Origin of the sequence: Serratia grimesii (assembly GCF_900186025.1) — a bacterium.
Classification (GTDB): domain Bacteria; phylum Pseudomonadota; class Gammaproteobacteria; order Enterobacterales; family Enterobacteriaceae; genus Serratia; species Serratia grimesii.
Map to the genome: position 1 here is coordinate 1,177,928 of NZ_LT883155.1, position 17,110 is coordinate 1,195,037.

17 protein-coding genes, 1 tRNA gene and 1 pseudogene are annotated in these 17,110 nt (G+C 51.5%); 11 read left to right on the forward strand and 8 right to left on the reverse strand.

All coding sequences use genetic code 11. The annotated features are described in order from the left end of the window. The first annotated feature begins 120 nt into the window (after positions 1-120). Together SGBXF1_RS05440 and galE are read left to right on the forward strand one after the other, a co-directional pair. Positions 121-1,527: a sugar porter family MFS transporter gene (locus SGBXF1_RS05440; RefSeq protein ID WP_186427947.1), complete on the forward strand. Its 1,407-nt coding sequence runs from the start codon at positions 121-123 to the stop codon at positions 1,525-1,527. Between the two features lie 60 nt (positions 1,528-1,587). Then, entirely contained in the window at positions 1,588-2,604 is a 1,017-nt protein-coding gene (gene galE, locus SGBXF1_RS05445; protein WP_186427948.1) for a UDP-glucose 4-epimerase GalE, read from the forward strand. Positions 2,605-2,674: 70 nt separating this feature from the next. On the opposite strand, the gene purK is transcribed toward galE, so the two are convergent. The 4 genes from purK to ppiB form a co-directional block, all read right to left on the reverse strand. Next, positions 2,675-3,742: a 5-(carboxyamino)imidazole ribonucleotide synthase gene (purK, locus tag SGBXF1_RS05450; RefSeq protein WP_186427949.1), complete on the reverse strand. Its 1,068-nt coding sequence runs from the start codon at positions 3,740-3,742 to the stop codon at positions 2,675-2,677. Continuing rightward, on the reverse strand, positions 3,739-4,263 hold the full coding sequence (purE, locus tag SGBXF1_RS05455) for a 5-(carboxyamino)imidazole ribonucleotide mutase (RefSeq protein ID WP_037417898.1): 525 nt from the start codon (positions 4,261-4,263) through the stop codon (positions 3,739-3,741). Before purE ends, purK begins: the two co-directional genes overlap by 4 nt. Positions 4,264-4,428: 165 nt before the next feature. Continuing rightward, on the reverse strand, positions 4,429-5,151 hold the full coding sequence (locus tag SGBXF1_RS05460) for a UDP-2,3-diacylglucosamine diphosphatase (protein ID WP_037417901.1): 723 nt from the start codon (positions 5,149-5,151) through the stop codon (positions 4,429-4,431). 10 nt (positions 5,152-5,161) lie between these two features. Beyond that, positions 5,162-5,656, reverse strand: a complete 495-nt coding sequence (gene ppiB / locus SGBXF1_RS05465) for a peptidylprolyl isomerase B (protein ID WP_037417904.1) — start codon at positions 5,654-5,656, stop codon at positions 5,162-5,164. Between the two features lie 302 nt (positions 5,657-5,958). On the opposite strand from ppiB, the gene cysS reads away from it, so the two are divergent. Then, entirely contained in the window at positions 5,959-7,344 is a 1,386-nt protein-coding gene (gene cysS / locus SGBXF1_RS05470; RefSeq protein ID WP_061806829.1) for a cysteine--tRNA ligase, read from the forward strand. Between the two features lie 193 nt (positions 7,345-7,537). Here cysS and ybcJ read toward each other — a convergent pair whose 3' ends face one another. Next, entirely contained in the window at positions 7,538-7,750 is a 213-nt protein-coding gene (ybcJ, locus tag SGBXF1_RS05475; RefSeq protein ID WP_037417915.1) for a ribosome-associated protein YbcJ, read from the reverse strand. 10 nt (positions 7,751-7,760) lie between these two features. Next, complete coding sequence (gene folD / locus SGBXF1_RS05480; RefSeq protein WP_037417918.1) at positions 7,761-8,627, reverse strand: bifunctional methylenetetrahydrofolate dehydrogenase/methenyltetrahydrofolate cyclohydrolase FolD; 867 nt, start codon at positions 8,625-8,627, stop codon at positions 7,761-7,763. A 231-nt stretch (positions 8,628-8,858) separates the two neighbouring features. Here folD and SGBXF1_RS05485 point away from each other — a divergent pair, with 231 nt between their 5' ends. The 3 genes from SGBXF1_RS05485 (at position 8,859) to SGBXF1_RS05495 (ending at position 9,583) form a co-directional block, all read left to right on the forward strand. Continuing rightward, complete coding sequence (locus SGBXF1_RS05485; RefSeq protein ID WP_037417919.1) at positions 8,859-9,068, forward strand: hypothetical protein; 210 nt, start codon at positions 8,859-8,861, stop codon at positions 9,066-9,068. Then, positions 9,065-9,361: a hypothetical protein gene (locus SGBXF1_RS05490; RefSeq protein ID WP_130379535.1), complete on the forward strand. Its 297-nt coding sequence runs from the start codon at positions 9,065-9,067 to the stop codon at positions 9,359-9,361. The genes SGBXF1_RS05485 and SGBXF1_RS05490 overlap by 4 nt, the downstream gene beginning before the upstream one ends. 145 nt (positions 9,362-9,506) lie before the next feature. Next, a tRNA-Arg gene (locus SGBXF1_RS05495) sits at positions 9,507-9,583 on the forward strand. A 15-nt stretch (positions 9,584-9,598) separates the two neighbouring features. On the opposite strand, the pseudogene SGBXF1_RS23775 reads toward SGBXF1_RS05495, so the two are convergent. After that, positions 9,599-9,730, reverse strand: a pseudogene (locus tag SGBXF1_RS23775) (integrase); the annotation flags it as partial. A gap of 180 nt (positions 9,731-9,910) precedes the next feature. On the opposite strand from SGBXF1_RS23775, the gene SGBXF1_RS05500 reads away from it, so the two are divergent. Beyond that, a complete protein-coding gene (locus SGBXF1_RS05500) occupies positions 9,911-10,492 on the forward strand; it encodes a hypothetical protein (RefSeq protein WP_186427950.1) in 582 nt (193 codons plus the stop codon). A 30-nt stretch (positions 10,493-10,522) separates the two neighbouring features. Here the strand turns inward: SGBXF1_RS05500 and SGBXF1_RS05505 are convergent, their stop codons facing one another. Further along, the gene (locus tag SGBXF1_RS05505; protein ID WP_037417926.1) at positions 10,523-11,212 is read right to left on the reverse strand and encodes a VIT1/CCC1 transporter family protein; all 690 of its coding nucleotides are present in this window, start codon (positions 11,210-11,212) and stop codon (positions 10,523-10,525) included. Between the two features lie 302 nt (positions 11,213-11,514). Between SGBXF1_RS05505 and SGBXF1_RS05510 the strand changes: the two genes are divergently transcribed. From SGBXF1_RS05510 to SGBXF1_RS05525, 4 genes are all read left to right on the forward strand, one after another. Beyond that, on the forward strand, positions 11,515-13,059 hold the full coding sequence (locus SGBXF1_RS05510) for a glycosyltransferase family 39 protein (RefSeq protein ID WP_186427951.1): 1,545 nt from the start codon (positions 11,515-11,517) through the stop codon (positions 13,057-13,059). Between the two features lie 213 nt (positions 13,060-13,272). Then, entirely contained in the window at positions 13,273-14,892 is a 1,620-nt protein-coding gene (locus tag SGBXF1_RS05515; protein WP_420329899.1) for a mechanosensitive ion channel family protein, read from the forward strand. 41 nt (positions 14,893-14,933) lie between these two features. Beyond that, positions 14,934-16,028, forward strand: coding sequence for a BamA/TamA family outer membrane protein (locus tag SGBXF1_RS05520; RefSeq protein WP_238321037.1), 1,095 nt, complete (start codon positions 14,934-14,936; stop codon positions 16,026-16,028). Between the two features lie 51 nt (positions 16,029-16,079). After that, positions 16,080-17,066 (forward strand): hypothetical protein, encoded by a 987-nt coding sequence (locus SGBXF1_RS05525; protein ID WP_420329900.1) that lies wholly within the window; start codon positions 16,080-16,082, stop codon positions 17,064-17,066. Positions 17,067-17,110: the final 44 nt, after the last annotated feature.

Here is a 17,110-nt window from a genome sequence, read left to right on the forward strand (position 1 = left end):
TTCGTGTGTTAAAAATAAAATAATGTAATCGTTTCCACTAATGTGATCGCACTCACTTCTCTCGGATGAATTGCCTCCTATCATAACGACAACTTAAGAACGTTATCGATCGGAGGCTGTATGAGTACTACCGTCAAGGTTGCGGCGACGGAAAAAAGCCAAAACAATGCAGGTATGACTTTTTTCGTCTGTTTTTTGGCTGCGCTGGCTGGGCTTCTGTTTGGTCTGGATATCGGCGTCATTGCGGGTGCTCTGCCATTTATTACGGATTCGTTCCATATCACGAGTTCTCAGCAGGAGTGGGTGGTTAGCTCCATGATGTTTGGCGCCGCGGTCGGCGCTGTTGGCAGCGGTTGGATGAACTTTCGCATCGGGCGTAAATACAGCCTGATGATTGGTGCAGTTCTGTTTGTTCTCGGCTCGTTGTGCTCTGCGGCGGCGCCAAATGTGGAAATACTGCTGATCTCCCGCGTTCTTCTTGGGTTGGCGGTAGGTGTCGCATCCTACACTGCACCCATTTATCTGTCTGAAATCGCGCCGGAAAAAATTCGTGGCAGTATGATTTCTATGTATCAATTGATGATCACCATCGGGATCCTGGCCGCTTACCTGTCGGATACCGCGTTCAGTTATACCGGTGCCTGGCGCTGGATGCTGGGGGTGATCACTATTCCTGCCGTATTGCTGCTGATTGGGGTGTTTTTCCTGCCGGATAGCCCACGCTGGTTGGCTTCACGTAATCGTCATGAACAAGCGCGTCAGGTTTTGGAAAAACTGCGTGACAGTAGTGCTCAGGCACAGAACGAACTGAACGAAATTCGTGAGAGCCTTAAGCTGAAGCAAAGTGGTTGGACGCTGTTTAAGGACAATAAGAATTTCCGACGTGCCGTTTTCCTCGGCGTGCTGCTACAGGTGATGCAACAGTTCACCGGGATGAACGTCATCATGTATTACGCGCCGAAGATTTTTGGTCTGGCGGGCTTTGCCAGTACTGCGCAGCAGATGTGGGGCACGGTTATTGTTGGGTTGGTTAACGTCTTAGCCACCTTTATCGCCATTGGTTTGGTTGATCGCTGGGGGCGCAAACCGACGCTGACGCTGGGCTTTATCGTCATGGCTGTCGGCATGGGGGCTCTGGGGACGATGATGAATGTGGGGATGAATTCGCCGACAGAACAATACTTCGCCATTATTATGCTGTTGATGTTTATTGTCGGGTTCGCCATGAGTGCCGGTCCACTGATTTGGGTACTGTGTTCAGAGATCCAGCCGTTGAAGGGCCGCGATTTTGGTATCACCTGTTCCACTGCAACCAACTGGATTGCCAACATGATCGTAGGAGCGACGTTCCTGACTATGCTGAATTCACTGGGCAGTGCTCACACCTTCTGGGTTTATGCGACGCTCAATGTCGTGTTTATTTTCATCACGCTGGCGCTAATCCCGGAAACGAAGAATATCTCTCTGGAGCATATTGAGCGCAACCTGATGGCTGGCAAACCGTTACGTAAAATTGGCTCACGTTAAGTCATACATGCGACCCGCCATGTGGCGGGTTTTGCGCCAGACACTGATTAAGGGAAAATTATGACGATTCTGGTTACCGGCGGCGCCGGGTACATTGGTTCACACACCGTACTGAGCTTGTTGGAACGTGGTGAAGATGTGGTGGTGTTGGACAATTTGATCAATGCATCTGAAGAGTCTTTACGCCGCGTGGAACAGCTGACAGGTAAAGCCGCAGTGTTCTATCAGGGAGATGTGCAGGATGCCGGTTGCCTGAAGCGTATCTTTGAGGAAAACAACGTTGTCTCGGTGATCCACTTTGCCGGCCTGAAGGCGGTGGGGGAGTCCACCCAAAAGCCCCTGGAATATTATCAAAACAACGTGGCAGGCACGCTGGTGTTACTGGAAGCGATGCGGCAAGCGGGTGTCCATCAGTTTATCTTCAGCTCCTCTGCCACAGTATACGGTGAGCACGCCCCGGTCCCTTACCGGGAAGATATGCCGATCGGCGGCACCACCAGTCCTTACGGTACGTCCAAGTGGATGGTAGAGCATATCCTGCAGGATTTTGCCAAGGCCGAACCGGCATTCTCTATCATTGCACTCCGCTACTTTAACCCGGTGGGCGCGCATGAGTCCGGTTTGATTGGCGAAGACCCTAGCGGCATCCCTAATAACCTGCTGCCTTACATTGCCCAGGTGGCCATTGGTCAACGGGAAACGTTGAGTGTGTTTGGCGGCGACTATCCCACTAAAGATGGTACGGGCGTGCGTGACTACATTCATGTGATGGATGTGGCGCAGGGCCACTTGGCAGCGATGGATCACTTACCGCAGATAGCTGGTTTCAAAGCCTATAATCTGGGCTCCGGGGTAGGTTATTCGGTGCTGGAAATGGTGAAGGCGTTTGAAAAAGCCTCGGGCGTTACCATTCCTTATCAGATTTTACCGCGTCGTGCGGGCGACTTGCCTGCCTTCTGGGCCGATGCGGGGTTAGCGAAAAAAGAACTGGGTTGGCAAGTTCAGCGCGGGTTGGATGTGATGATGCGTGATACCTGGAATTGGCAAAGCAAAAATCCGCAGGGCTATCGCCGCTAGCTTTTCATCGGCAATAAAAAAGGGTTCAGCTCTATGAGTTGAACCCTTTGTTTTTGGCACGGATAAACGTTTAAGCCAGTTTTTGCTGCGCCCAGGCCAGACCGCTTTGGTATTCGGTCGGCAGCAGCGGAGCCAGTGCCTGCAAGGTTTGCAGAAGCGCAGCGGCGTCAGGGTCGTTCAGATTCAGGTGCCCGACCTTACGACCTTCACGCACCTCTTTTTCGTACCAGTGCAGATGCACCAATGGCAGTGCTAACCATTGCTGATTTACCGCGGTACCGATCAGGTTGACCATCACTGATGGCGTGCTCACAACGGGCTTCGGTAGCGGCAGAGCGAGAATGGCACGTAAATGCAGTTCGAACTGGCTGATGGACGCGCCGTTCTGCGTCCAATGGCCGCTGTTGTGTACCCGGGGTGCCAGCTCATTAATCAACAGGCGATCGCCAACGATAAAGCATTCCATTGCCATCACACCGATGTAGTTCAGCTCATCAAGGATGGCTGTCAGCATCTGTTCGGCTTGTTGCTGCAAGGCCGGGTTAGGCTGCGGTAAGGCGACGCTGGTGCGTAGAATACCCTCTTCATGCAGGTTATGGGTCAGCGGATAGAACACCGACTTGCCGTCGTGCCCACGCGCACCAACCAATGACACCTCACCGGAGAAGTTAATCCCTTGTTCGACGATACATTCACCGTAGGCGTCTGCCGGTAACTCGGCCTCCTGGCCTGGGCGTAAGCGCCATTGGCCACGGCCGTCGTATCCGCCAACACGGCGTTTGACGATTGCCAGTTCGCCTAGGGTAGCAAACACCTGTGGCCATTCGTCGGCGTCAGCCAGCAGTTGCCACGGCGCTGTGTCCAGGCCCAGTTGATCGAGCAACTGTTTCTGCGTCAGGCGGTCCGCCAGGCGTGGGAAAATATCACGGTTGACGAAGCTGTTATGGGTTGCCAGTTCGCGCGTCAGTGCCGTTTCCGGCCAGCGCTCGATCTCAGCTGTGATCACACTGTTCTGATAAGGCACGGCTTCCGGCTCGGCGTCGATGCCAACCGGATACACGGCGATACCCAGCGGTTCGCCTGCTTGACGCAGCATGCGACCTAACTGGCCGTTGCCCAGTACGCAAACCGGCTTCATGCTTCCTCCCGCGGATCCGGATTGTTCAGTACGTCGTCGGTCTGCGCTTGACGCCAGTCTGCCAGACGTTGTGCCAGCAGGGTGTCGTGTAACGCCAGAATTTGTGCTGCCAGCAGGGCGGCATTGGCGGCACCGGCTTTGCCGATTGCCAGCGTGCCAACGGGAATGCCACGTGGCATTTGTACGATGGAGTACAGGCTATCTACACCACTCAGTGCGGCGCTTTGGACCGGCACACCCAGCACCGGAACCAGTGTTTTCGCGGCCAGCATGCCCGGCAGATGCGCAGCACCGCCTGCACCGGCGATGATCACGTCAAAGCCATTAGCACTTGCCTGTTCGGCGAAGCTGAACAGCTTATCTGGCGTACGATGAGCGGAAACGACTTCGACATGGAACGGGACATCGAGTGAGGTCAGGACTTCGGCCGCAAACTGCATGGTGGCCCAGTCACTTTTCGATCCCATTACAATTGCGATTTTAACCCCAGCGTGGGTGGCTGAAGCGGCGTTGGCTCCCATGGGTGTAAGGCTCCTGTAATTGTACAAACGACGGCCGGTTGCCTGCGGCGGGAGGCCGAATGAGGGCGTAGAGCATACCATGAGCGCACGGCAAGGAAAACGGTTGCGTCGACGGTTTTCACCGTCAAAAGCGCGAATTTTTTACTCGCGCAATATGTCAGGAACTTAGAAGGGGAATTGGATCAATTCGACAGCGTCAGCGCTGACTTTGATCATTGAGCCTTCAACGTGCCAGGCACCCAGTACTGCGCGGTGGCCTTTACCGTTGCTCAACGTTAGTTCATGCACGGCTGGACGGTGTGTGTGGCCGTGGATCATCCAGTGAACGTTGTGACGCACCATCGCCTGCTCAACCGCTTGAGGGTTGACGTCCATAATGGATTCAGACTTGTATTGGTTGCTCTGCTGGCTACGAGCACGCATTTTGGCTGCGATCTTAAGTCGCCAACGCAGCGGCATTGCCAGAAACAGCTTTTGGATCAGCGGATTGTGCACTTTACGGCGGAACTGTTGATAGGCCTGATCGTCGGTACACAGTGTGTCGCCATGCAGGATCAGGATTTTTCGACCATACAGGTCCAGCACCTTCTCTTCTGGCAGCAGTTGCATACCACTGGCGCGGGCAAAGCGTTTGCCAACCAGAAAATCACGATTACCGTGGATAAAATAGCAGGGCACACCAGCCTGTTGCAGCGTCTTTAACGCAGTGGCGATCTCACCGTGCAGCGGCTCGGGATCGTCATCACCGATCCAGGCTTCGAACAGGTCGCCAAGAATGTACAGGGCGTCGGCGTGGATGGCATCTTGCTGCAAAAAACGCAGAAAACCGGCAGTGATTGCCGGTTCCTGTGCGCTTAAATGCAGATCTGCGATGAACAGCGTGTTCATGCAGCCGCGATTACTCGCTGACGGTAACGCTAGTGATGATCACGTCTTCTACCGGTACGTCCTGGTGCATGCCGCTGCGGCCAGTTTTCACGGCTTTGATCTTGTTGACCACGTCCATGCCTTCAACCACTTCAGCAAATACGCAGTAGCCCCAGCCTTGCGCGTTTTCGCCGCGGAAGTTCAGGAAGTCGTTGTCAGCTACGTTGATGAAGAACTGTGCGGTCGCGGAGTGTGGATCGTTGGTACGCGCCATTGCCAGGGTACCGATGGTGTTTTTCAGACCGTTGTTGGCTTCGTTCTTGATGGTAGCCTTGGTGTCTTTCTGGTTCATGCCAGGCTCGAAACCGCCGCCCTGAACCATAAAGCCATTGATAACACGGTGGAAAATGGTGTTATCGTAGAAACCTTCACGGCAGTAGTTCAGGAAGTTTTCAACGGTAACCGGCGCTTTGTCAGCAAAGGTGTTGATAACGATGTCGCCGTGATTAGTGTGGAAAGTAACCATAGTTTTAGTCCTAACAAGATGAAGTGAGATGTCACGTAAAGCGAGTGAACAATCAGACCGCCGTTATAACATATCTCCTTTAATGAGTCAGCAGCGGCTAAACCGCGCACAGTCTGTGGTAAAAGTGATTTTGTTATATTATAACGTTAGTGGCGATCGCTGATTTATCACTGTTTTCCACCATTGAGCTCAGCAAAGCGCGGCCTTAACCTTGCATTAGCTCAGGCTTCGGGTTTCAATACACTGCTGGGTGAATCGCCTAATTACCATTTTTGTTATCACGCACACCACGGAATGTCCCGATGCTAAAGATTTTTAATACCCTGAGTCGTCAAAAAGAGGAATTTAAACCCATTCATGCCGGTAAAGTTGGCATGTACGTGTGCGGGGTAACCATCTATGACCTGTGTCATATCGGCCATGGGCGTACCTTTGTTGCTTTCGACGTTGTGGCGCGTTATTTGCGTTATCTCGGCTATTCGCTGAACTACGTGCGTAACGTCACCGACGTTGATGATAAAATTATCCGCCGCGCGACAGAGAATGGCGAAAGCTGTGATCAACTGACCACGCGCATGTTGGCGGAGATGCACGCCGACTTTGATTCCTTGTTGATCGAGCGTCCGGACATCGAGCCACGAGCTACACAGCATATTGCTGAGATTATTGAGATCACACAGCGTCTGATCGACCGTGATCACGCATACGTAGCCAGTAATGGCGACGTGATGTTCTCTATTGACAGCGATCCACAATACGGCCTGTTGTCACGCCAGGATCTGGATCAACTGCAGGCCGGTGCGCGGGTAGAGATCGATGACGTAAAACGCAACCCGATGGATTTCGTGCTGTGGAAGATGTCCAAGCCGGGCGAACCGAGCTGGGAATCTCCGTGGGGTGCAGGGCGTCCGGGCTGGCACATTGAATGTTCTGCCATGAACGGCAAGCAGCTGGGCACCCATTTTGATATCCACGGTGGTGGTTCCGATCTGATGTTCCCGCACCACGAGAACGAGATTGCTCAGTCAAGCTGTGCGCATGACGGCCCGTACGTGAACTACTGGATGCACTCCGGTATGGTGATGATCGACAAAGAGAAAATGTCCAAGTCATTGGATAATTTCTTCACCATCCGCGACGTGTTGGGTTACTACGACGCTGAAACCGTGCGTTACTTCCTGATGTCTGGCCACTATCGCAGCCAACTGAACTACAGCGAAGAGAACCTGAAACAGGCGCGTACCGCACTGGAACGTTTGTACACCGCGCTGCGCGGTACCGATGCCAACGCTCAACCGGCCGGCGGTGAAGTCTTTGAAACCCGTTTCCGCGAAGCCATGGACGACGATTTCAATACGCCGGAAGCCTACTCAGCCCTGTTTGATTTGGCGCGTGAGGTTAACCGTCTGAAGGCTGAAGACCTGAATGCAGCAAATGGGTTGGCAGCGGAATTACGCAAGCTGGCGAAGGTGCTGGGCCTGTTGCAGCAAGAACCTGAATTGTTCCTGCAGAGTGGCGCACAAGCTGACGATGCTGAAGTGACAGAGATCGAAGCCTTGATCAAACAGCGTAACGACGCCCGTAAAGCCAAAGATTGGGCGCTAGCGGACGCTGCGCGTGATCGCTTGAACGAGATGAACATTGTGCTGGAAGATGGCCCGCAGGGGACCACCTGGCGCCGTAAGTAATCCACATACCCTCATACTTGAAGCTGCATCTGTGTTAGCTGCGAGTATCCACCCCAGTCACTTACTTGAGTAAGCTCCTGGGGATGAATGCTCTGGCTGCCGTGATGCAATTCCAATTATTTCGGGTATAGACCACCGACAAACAAAAAAGGCGCTGAATTAACATTCAGCGCCTTTTTCTATGGAGCACGGTTTACGGCTTAACAACAACCTTGCCGCCGTTAAACTCCACGACCTGATCGGCAACGATTTTGCAGCGCTTACGCGTTTCAACTTTACCGTTCACTTTCACCTGCCCATCGGCGATGACTTCTTTGGCGGCGCCGCCGCTTTCACACCAGCCCTGGAACTTGAGCAGATCGCACAGTTCGACGTGCGGGTGATTTTCCAGATTAAAAGTTTCCATACTGCCTTACTTATTTAGGTTGAACGTCGTGATAAACCTCGCAGGCCTGCAAGGTATTTTGGATCAGTGTAGCAACGGTCATTGGGCCAACGCCACCCGGAACCGGAGTAATGTAAGCGGCTCGCTCACTGGCGGCATCGAATTCTACGTCGCCGACCACTTTACCACTTTCCAGACGGTTAATGCCGACATCAACGACGATGGCACCCGGTTTAATCCAGTCGCCTGGAATAAAGCCCGGTTTCCCGACCGCAACTATCAGCAGATCGGCATTTTCAACGTGGTGGCGCAGATTTTTGGTAAAGCGGTGGGTCACCGTCGTCGTGCAACCAGCCAACAACAACTCCATGCTCATTGGGCGACCAACAATGTTGGATGCGCCAACCACCACGGCATTCAGACCGTAGGTATCGATGTTATAGCGTTCTAGCAAAGTGACGATACCGCGTGGTGTACATGGACGCAGCTTAGGCGAACGCTGGCACAGGCGACCGACGTTGTACGGATGGAAACCGTCGACGTCTTTATCCGGATGTATGCGTTCCAGCACTTTGACGTTATCGATACCTGCGGGCAGCGGCAGCTGCACTAAAATGCCGTCGATCTCGCCGTCGGCATTCAGCCGATCGATCAGCGACAGCAATTCGGCCTCACTGGTGGTGGCAGGAAGATCGTAGGAGCGGGAGATAAAGCCCACTTCATCACAGGCACGACGCTTGCTGGCGACGTAAATTTGTGAGGCTGGGTTTTCGCCAACCAGCACTACCGCCAGGCCCGGAGCACGTTTACCGGCAGCCAGACGTTGTTTAACTTGCTCAGCCACTTCGTTTCTAACCTGCTGCGCAATCGTTTTACCATCAATAATCTTTGCTGACATCAGTGAGGAAATCCATCAATTAAGAAAAGCGGGGAATGGGGCTATTTTGTCAGAAGCGGAGCGCGCTGTCAGGCGTTGAATCGTGATCGGCTGCGTTTGTCGGGTGTGATTTACGCTTTTTTTATACCAACAGAATGATCCTCTACGCCTTTTTTACTGCTCACTGCGTAGGCTGTTGCTATTCACACTGCGGTATTCGCGTCAGCCGTAGGCGCAAACGGAGCAACAATCATGATGATCATTACCCGGCTACACCCATTGCATCACCAGATTGATAACCCCGCTGATCTGCCCAAGCATGTGGGGGAAACGGTGTTTGATTCGTCGATGCATCCCGCTGATGTGGCACAGCTGATTGCGTTGCACCAACTCGGTACACATAAAGCATTACCTTCCTGGAAAGCACGGCTGAGTGCGCTGTGCCGGAAGCTGTATGTATGAGAAACACCGGGGGGATTGGCCTTATGCTGCTGGCATGGATACCAATAGGCCAGGCTTCGTTAAATGCTGCGCCAGTCAGCACCGTCTTAAATCAGCAGTTAGTCGCAGCTTGCAACCTGTTGACCACAGAGCATGCTGATTGGGGAAATATCAATGCGATGGTACGCTCGGCGCGCATTTGCCTGCAACGCCCTGCCGGGCAGCAGCAATCGGAGCGTATTCCTGAACCGAGCGATTCTGGGCTGGCTCAACGTAACGGCAATCTGCCGTTGAGCGTAAACCAAGGTAAATGATGGCGTTAAGTGAATTCGCGGTGACCGCAATGGCTGAAAATTCGCCATAAAGTACAGCTGCCGCCGTAACGTCATGAAAAGGCATTGACTCAGTAACCCCTGACCGTATAATCCCACTCCGCAACCTAGGTTGCCGCATCCCAATGCGCCCTTAGCTCAGTTGGATAGAGCAACGGCCTTCTAAGCCGTAGGTCACAGGTTCGAGCCCTGTAGGGCGTACCATTTCGATTCAACTGCTTACGCAATTCTCAATCCTGCTTGATTTCCCTCTTGTGTCGTATTTGCGTCGCTCACGCCTAATATGGCGTCAATTTTTCGTGCCTGCTCGGTTAGATGGTTAGGGGCCGGATGCGCGTATCTGAAAATTAGCGACTGAGCTTTGCCTGGCATGCCAAGTTTTTATATCCAAATGACATGATGATGATCCGGTGTTAGTAGATGCCCTGATGGAGCACGATGCAGCTTTGTAAATAATGGCAAAGTGCCTTTTTTCAATACGGTTGTATTGATATGGTTCTGCGCACCTACAGGGACTGAGCCGAGAGTGTCATGGTATTTAAAGCCAGAATGGAAACAGCAAGCCGCCAAGAGTTGGGGGCGTTGTTGAGCAATAACTTTGAATTAGTTAAGGATATCCTTGGTTACCCACCCTACGTCGGAAAATGCTGTGGTCCGGTATGGTTGGCTAACCAAAATGCAATACGGCAGACCACTCATGAGTTAACCGTAAAGGATATTCTAGCAACCTTGAACGAGATGGGAAAAGGTCACGCAGCAAGGGCATTTTGGTGTTTGCTTGAAGCGGATATTCAACGCCAGCTGGCCCCGAAGTTGGGTCACTCTCTACTGAAGAATATCTTTAGTGGTCTTCGCTACGGCGAATTGGTCGAGTTCTTGCGTGGGTTTAAACCCGTTGAAATTCCTTCGCTGGTGGTATTGTTGCCAAAGGCGTTAAAGTCACTGATGAAGGAATTTAATGGCAACCTCGGACGTTTGTCTGATTATTTAAAGACTGAAGGACTAACGGATAAAATAGCGCCTGCAATAGCAGCCGAGACTATTTTACGTTCCAGTATTACCTGGGGAATTATTTTGAATGCATTACCGGTAGTGTGCGTCATTATTTTATAACCAGAATAGGGGCTCACAGGGGCGCCGACCTCAACCGGCCATCGAACCAAAAAGCGCACCAACGCCCGATGACATCGCCATCGCCAGGGCGCTCCAGAACGTAATGCGAACCATACCGGGACGTATCGGGGCACCCCCTGCTTTAGCGGCAACACCACCCAGAATGGCCAGAGATATCAATGCAGAAAGAGCAATGGCTGGGATCGCCCACGCGCCCGTGACAATCATGGCGACCAGTAAAGGCAAGATGGCCCCCGTCGAGAAACTCGCAGCAGAGGCCAACGCCGCCTGTAAGGGGCGGGCAGTGGTGATTTCTGAGATGCCTAACTCTTCACGCGCATGTGCTGCTAAAGCGTCATGGCGCATCAGTTTTTCAGCCACTTGTTTTGCCAGCGTAACGTCCAGGCCTCGATGGACATAAATTGCTGTTAACTCCCGGTGTTCACCTGGGTAGTCAGCATCCAGCTCTGCTTGTTCTTCCGCTAGCGCCGCTTTTTCTGTATCGGCCTGAGAGGATACGGAGACATATTCGCCGGTCGCCATCGACATCGCTCCCGCGACCAAACCGGCAATGCCGGTTAGCAAAATACTTTGGTGAGTGACGTTGGCCGATGCTACCCCCAGCAGCAAACTTGCAGTAGACACGATCCCATCATTAGCACCAAGGACTGCGGCTCTGAGCCAACCTATCTTCTCTATGCTGTGTCGTTCTCTGTGCATGAGGGCACTCCCTTTAATAGCGTTTATGGCTGTCTGTCAGCATGTTGTGTTCAAGCCTCTTTAGTTTAGCGTGGTACGGCTTTTGGGACGGCTGCTGGCAGGAAAATGCGTGAGTATGTTCTGTCTTGGACCGGGTATCTGTGGGGGGAACACGGAGTTCATGGGCGGAGTGTCAAAGAATGTGGTTTTTCCGGCAAAAATTCACGGACTTTTTCGCGATGATTGAGTCGCCATTTACCTGTTCTCGGCAATGATGACACCGCGTCTCCACATAGTGTGGAACAACCCGGCGGAATGCGGCTATGTCACTGCAACAAATATCAAATACTCCCATGACGAGCAATAGGGTGAAGGGCATCGGCTATAGATATTATGCGTATCTGATCGTGATATTCGCAGCCGTAATTCGGTTTATTTCTTTAACCGACAAATATTTTTGGTGTGACGAGGCATCCAGCGTTCTGACCAGTCGCTATGACGTGGCTGCATTGTTGTACCACGCTTCTTTTGACGTTCATCCTCCGCTTTATTATTTGTTACTGCACGCTTGGATGGCCCTGTTTGGTGACAGCATCTTGGCGGTCCGTTCGCTCAGTTTGGTGTTTGGCGTCATTACGGTCGCGTTGACGATCAAACTGACCCGCTGGGTTGCCGGCAAACGGGCAGCGCTGCTGGCCGGCTGGTTAGTGGCAATCATGCCGATGGCGGTGCGCTACAGCCAGGAAGCACGGATGTATGCACTGATGGGGATGTTGACGATTGCAGCTACCATGGCGTTGGTAATGTGGCTGAAAACACCGGACAACCGCCGCTATTTATTCGTCTATGCGCTGCTGATGACGCTGAGCTTTTATACTCACTACTTCACCATTTTTGCCTTATTCAGCCATTGGACCGTCTTGCTGGTATTGTCGTTCCGGCGTGACGAGCCGGTGAATTATCTCAAACAACCGGTGTGGTGGTTGACCAATCTGACGATAGGGTTGGCCTATATCCCGTGGTTGTTAGTGCTGTTCAATTTGTTGGCGCATATTGCCGAGCTGAGAGTTGGTGGGGACGTAGGTTGGATCCCAAACGTATTATTGAGTGATCTGCCCGCCATGTTTTGGCGTTTTTTCATCGGAGACGATGGCCGAAACTATTTCTGGGGTATTTTCTGGTTATTGCCGGCGCTTTTTATCGGGTTATCTTGCCTGCTGATGTTGCAACGCGGAGTGGCAAGCAAGTTTAAGCTGTTGGTGTTCTGTGGCGTATTTATCCCCGTTATTTTGGTCTTTACGATTTCCTGGCGGACGCCGCTGTTTGTTGACCGCTATTTATTTTTTGCGGCACTAGGTATTCCGATTATTTTGGCGGTCATGATTGCAGAAAGTAAAAGCAAGGTTCGTGGAATCTCGTTGTTGCTATTTTTTAGCCTGCTGTTTGGCAGTGGGTTGCGTCATGATTACTCATCAGATAAAGATGAATTTAAGGGGATGGTGCATTATATCAACAGCCATTATCAGCCTGATGATGTCGTGGTTGTGAGTAATATGTTTAATTACTTGAGCTATGTGTATTACAACAAGAAAACGTATCGTGCTCTGTTGTATACACCGCCGAAACCTAATGGCATTTCCGGTAAGCCCAATGCCTACGGGTTTGGTACCTTTTTCCATGATCGGGCGGCACAAACCTACGTCGATAATCTCAAGTCTCTTTCTGCGACCCATCGACGAGTTTGGTTGGTCAGCGGTGGTGATTTCAATCAGGACTTTGGCCGCTCTCAACCAGGTTGGGTTAATACCAATACGTTTAAAAGTGGTGGGTTCGAGTCACGGTTGTTCGTTGTTCGCCCCGTAAAATAAGAAAGGGGGGGATTCCCCCCTTGACCCCGTCAATTAAAGTGGGCTATCACGTAAAAATGAGATCCCCAACAGCCATTCATCATTTGTCCTCTATTTTCGTCCACACCCACCTTGAATATGCCTAAGGCTGGTCTATGCTCAAAACGGAAGTATTTCCAAGCCCGTTTTATGCGTGCGCTTGAATAATAAAATAAAATTCCTAAATTTCGGGTGATGCTTATGATTAGGTCTCTGATATGGCTTCTGACATGGGCATCTTTATTTTCATCATTTCAATTGGCTGCCGCAGAACCGCGACAGTTAGCCTCTGTTCAAGAACAAGCCCGCACTGTTTATATTTTTCACCAGCCCATTGTTATGCTACAGGCGAAATTTGGCCTGACCACGCCGGAGGAGCGGGTGCTGCGTATTCGCAATACGCTGCGCTCGTTAACGGAAGAGGATATAAAACACCCCATTAAAGTGATAGCTGTTCAGCGATATGGGCAGCAAGGGCGCTTGTTGACCATCAACGACAAACCACTGATGCTGCTGGCCCAGGGTGATCTGGACGAGGGCGATGATCTTACACTCGACCAAGCCACGGAACGCGTGTTGGCGCGGTTTGATGCCCAACGTTCATCTCTCAAGGACCAATACGCGTCGAGCTATCTGGCCATTGCGACGCTGAAAGCCGTGGCAGCAACATTCTTACTTGGCTCGCTGTACTACGTCGCATTCAAATCCTGGCAACGGGTCAAAAAATATTACGCGGAGAAAGTGCTGCTTAAGCGTGGATGGATACCGTATAGCTGGCGAGAATTTCTCGGGGCATTCGAAGTTAGGTTTTACGCGTTATTAATGTTTCTGTTGGGGATTACCGCTTTTTACTTCTGGTTAAGCTGGCTGTTTCGCCAATTTCCTTGGACCCGCATTTGGGGGGAATCATTGGGTAACTGGTCGGTGGATGTTTTACAGAAAATCTCGCTGTCAGTTATCTCAGCATTTCCAGGGCTCGCGATTGTTCTAATTATTTTCCTCATCACTGCCTTTATCCTTAAGTTATTGAAGGTACTTTTAAAACGGGTTGAAAACGGACAACTGGAGATTCCCGGATTACACAGGGAAACCGTAGGAGCGACGCGTAAGCTGATTTCGGTCATGGTCTGGTTGTTTGCTTTGTCGGCAGCTTATCCTTTTTTACCTGGTGCTAACTCACTGGCTTTTAAAGGGATCAGTATTTTCTTTGGGCTGATGCTGACCTTAGGCTCGGCAGGTGTAATGAATCACGCGATGAGTGGGTTGGTCTTGATTTACTCCCGTGCGCTGCGAAAAGGCGATGTGATTCGTATCGCCGACAATGAAGGGCAGGTGAGTGAAGTCGGTATGTTAGCGACTAAAATAATCACACGTGAAAACTATATTGTGACCGTCCCTAATGCCGTGGTCGTCAGCGGAAAAATCACCAACCTCAGCGCGCAGAACCCTGGTGGTGGTGTGAATCTGACGACCAGCATCACTATCGGCTACGACACCCCCTGGCGCCAGGTTCATGCCATGCTGGAGCTGGCAGCAAGTCGCACCGAAGGTGTTGATCATCAGTCTCCTCCGCTGGTACGTCAATTGAGTTTGATGGATTGGTACATCGCCTATGAACTTCAGGTCAGGTTATTGCCGGGGGAGTCGTTGGCAGGGGCGAAGAGTCGACTGCATAGCCACATTCAGGACGTGTTTAACGAATTCAACGTACAAATCATGTCACCGAATTTTGTAAACCAACCGGAGAATGCCGTCATGGTAGCCAGTGAAAACTGGTTTGCAGCCCCAGCGGTCTCTCCGGATAAGCAGGCATGAACAAGGTACACATCTGGCTGTGTGCAATAAGCATAGTGGTGATGCAACCGTTCAATACCGGTGCTACCGGGTTTATTGATGCTGACGATGGCATGCTGGATATGGGCGATTATCTGAGCGATAACCGCTACGGATTTTTACCCGTTCCTACGGTGATTACTGAACCAGCAGTGGGTTACGGTGCCGGTTTATTCGGTCTTTTTTTACATGATTCCGCCGCCCATCGTCCTTCACCTGAAGGACATTTTATTCCCCCAGCCATGACATTATTCGGCGGTGGTACAACGCAAAACGGCACCTGGTTCGTAGGCGGAGGACACCGTCATACCTGGAATGATGATCACATTCGTTATCTTGTCGCGCTGGGCTACGCAGATATCAACCTGAATATTTATACCGGCGATGTAGAGGGTTTTGGCGATGGTAAGGGGGTTAACACTCGCACAAAGGGTTATGGCGGGACACAAAAGCTGCTGTTCAGAGTGGAGGACAGTCCTTTATTTCTCGGGGCGTCGCAGTTTTACGCCAATATGGACATTTCAGCGGATCAGCCGCTAATCAACCATGCTCTACAGCGTGTATTGGGTGAGTCTAGCTCGACATCAGGCACGGGGCTGGTGGTGGAGTACGACACCACAGATAACTTTTTCTATCCGCAAAATGGGGTGTCACTCACTGCCGAATACCAGTTTTACACCCATTTTTTAGGCGGTGATTATCGCTATGACTTGCTGACTGTCGATGGGCAGTATTTTTACCCGCTGAACACATCTTTAACACTTGTTGTTGCCGGAAATTATCAGTCGCTTTCAAACGCCGATAACCATCTACCGCCGATGGCTCGTCCTTATATCGATTTACGCGGGATCTCCCGTTATCGCTTTCAGGGGGATTATGTTGGCACCGTACAGACACAAGTCGAGTGGCAGGTTGCCCCACGTTGGATCCTGCAAGGATTCGTGGGTACGGGGAGTGCAAGTCGGGAGCGGGGCGATCTTTTTGAAAAAACACAGGTAGCGTGGGGGAGTGGCTTCCGTTATCTGATCGCCCGCAAATTCGGGCTTCATACCGGCATTGATGTCGCTTTTAGTGACAATGAGCAGGCCGTTTATTTCAATGTGGGTTCCGGGTTGTAGACCGCCCGAAACCTGGCCTTAAACACCCTGTATAACTGAGGGAGCTTGATGATGATGCTAAGGCGTAGAGAGTCGGATAGTGTTAATTTTTGTGCCTGGCGGGTCGCGCTGCCGTTGCTGTTTTTATCGGGAAGCGCGTTTGGGGCCACCACTGAAACAACGCAAAGTGACAGTACGTTCCCCATATGGGGAGATGAGGCCCGAGCACGCGGCTACTCAATACCATTGCCGTTTGGTGCAAACCTCAGCTATATGAATATACGGCAGAATGTGGATGTCGATAGCATTACCTTTTCCGGGTTAAACCTCGGCGCGCATCCTATTCCCTCTGATTTGTTTAACATCGATGTGGCGCATACGCGCGAGCGCAGCAAAAGCGAAAACCTTCGCCTCGATATGTGGGTTTTCCCCTTCCTGAATATTTATGGGCTGGTGGGATACACCAAGGGATCGTCTGTTTCTAACGTTTCAGTGGATGCAGATCCTTCACTTTATACCGGGCTGGATCGTGTGATCGCTGCGGCGGTCCATCGCCTCAATACTACCGGTGATTTGCAAAATATCGATTTCACACTCGACTTTAAAGGTACCACCTACGGCGCTGGTTTTACACTCGCAGGGGGTTACGGCAATTGGTTTACATTGGTGGATACCAACTACACCCAAACCGATTTTGATATTCTCGATGGCAAGATATCGGCCACAACCATTTCGCCACGCGTGGGCTATCGCTTTAATTTACAGGGTATTTCTGGGCCATCTCATTTAAGCATTTGGCTTGGTGCCATGTACCAGGATGTTCAGCAGGAGTTCAAAGGAAAGCTTTCGGATTTGCATATGCCCCCAGAGCTTCAACCGCTGATAGCGGCGGTCAATCGGGATGATTCAGGACGTTTTGATGTGAAGCAGCACCTGACTTCCCCATGGAATATGTTGGTTGGGGCGCAATATGAAATCACGCAAAACTTTAATGTGCTGACCGAAATAGGTTTTAACGATCGCAACAGTTTCTTCCTGGCGGGTGAATACAGATTCTGATGAATAAGCCCAGTATCTCGATCGGTATCTTGCTGAGTATGATA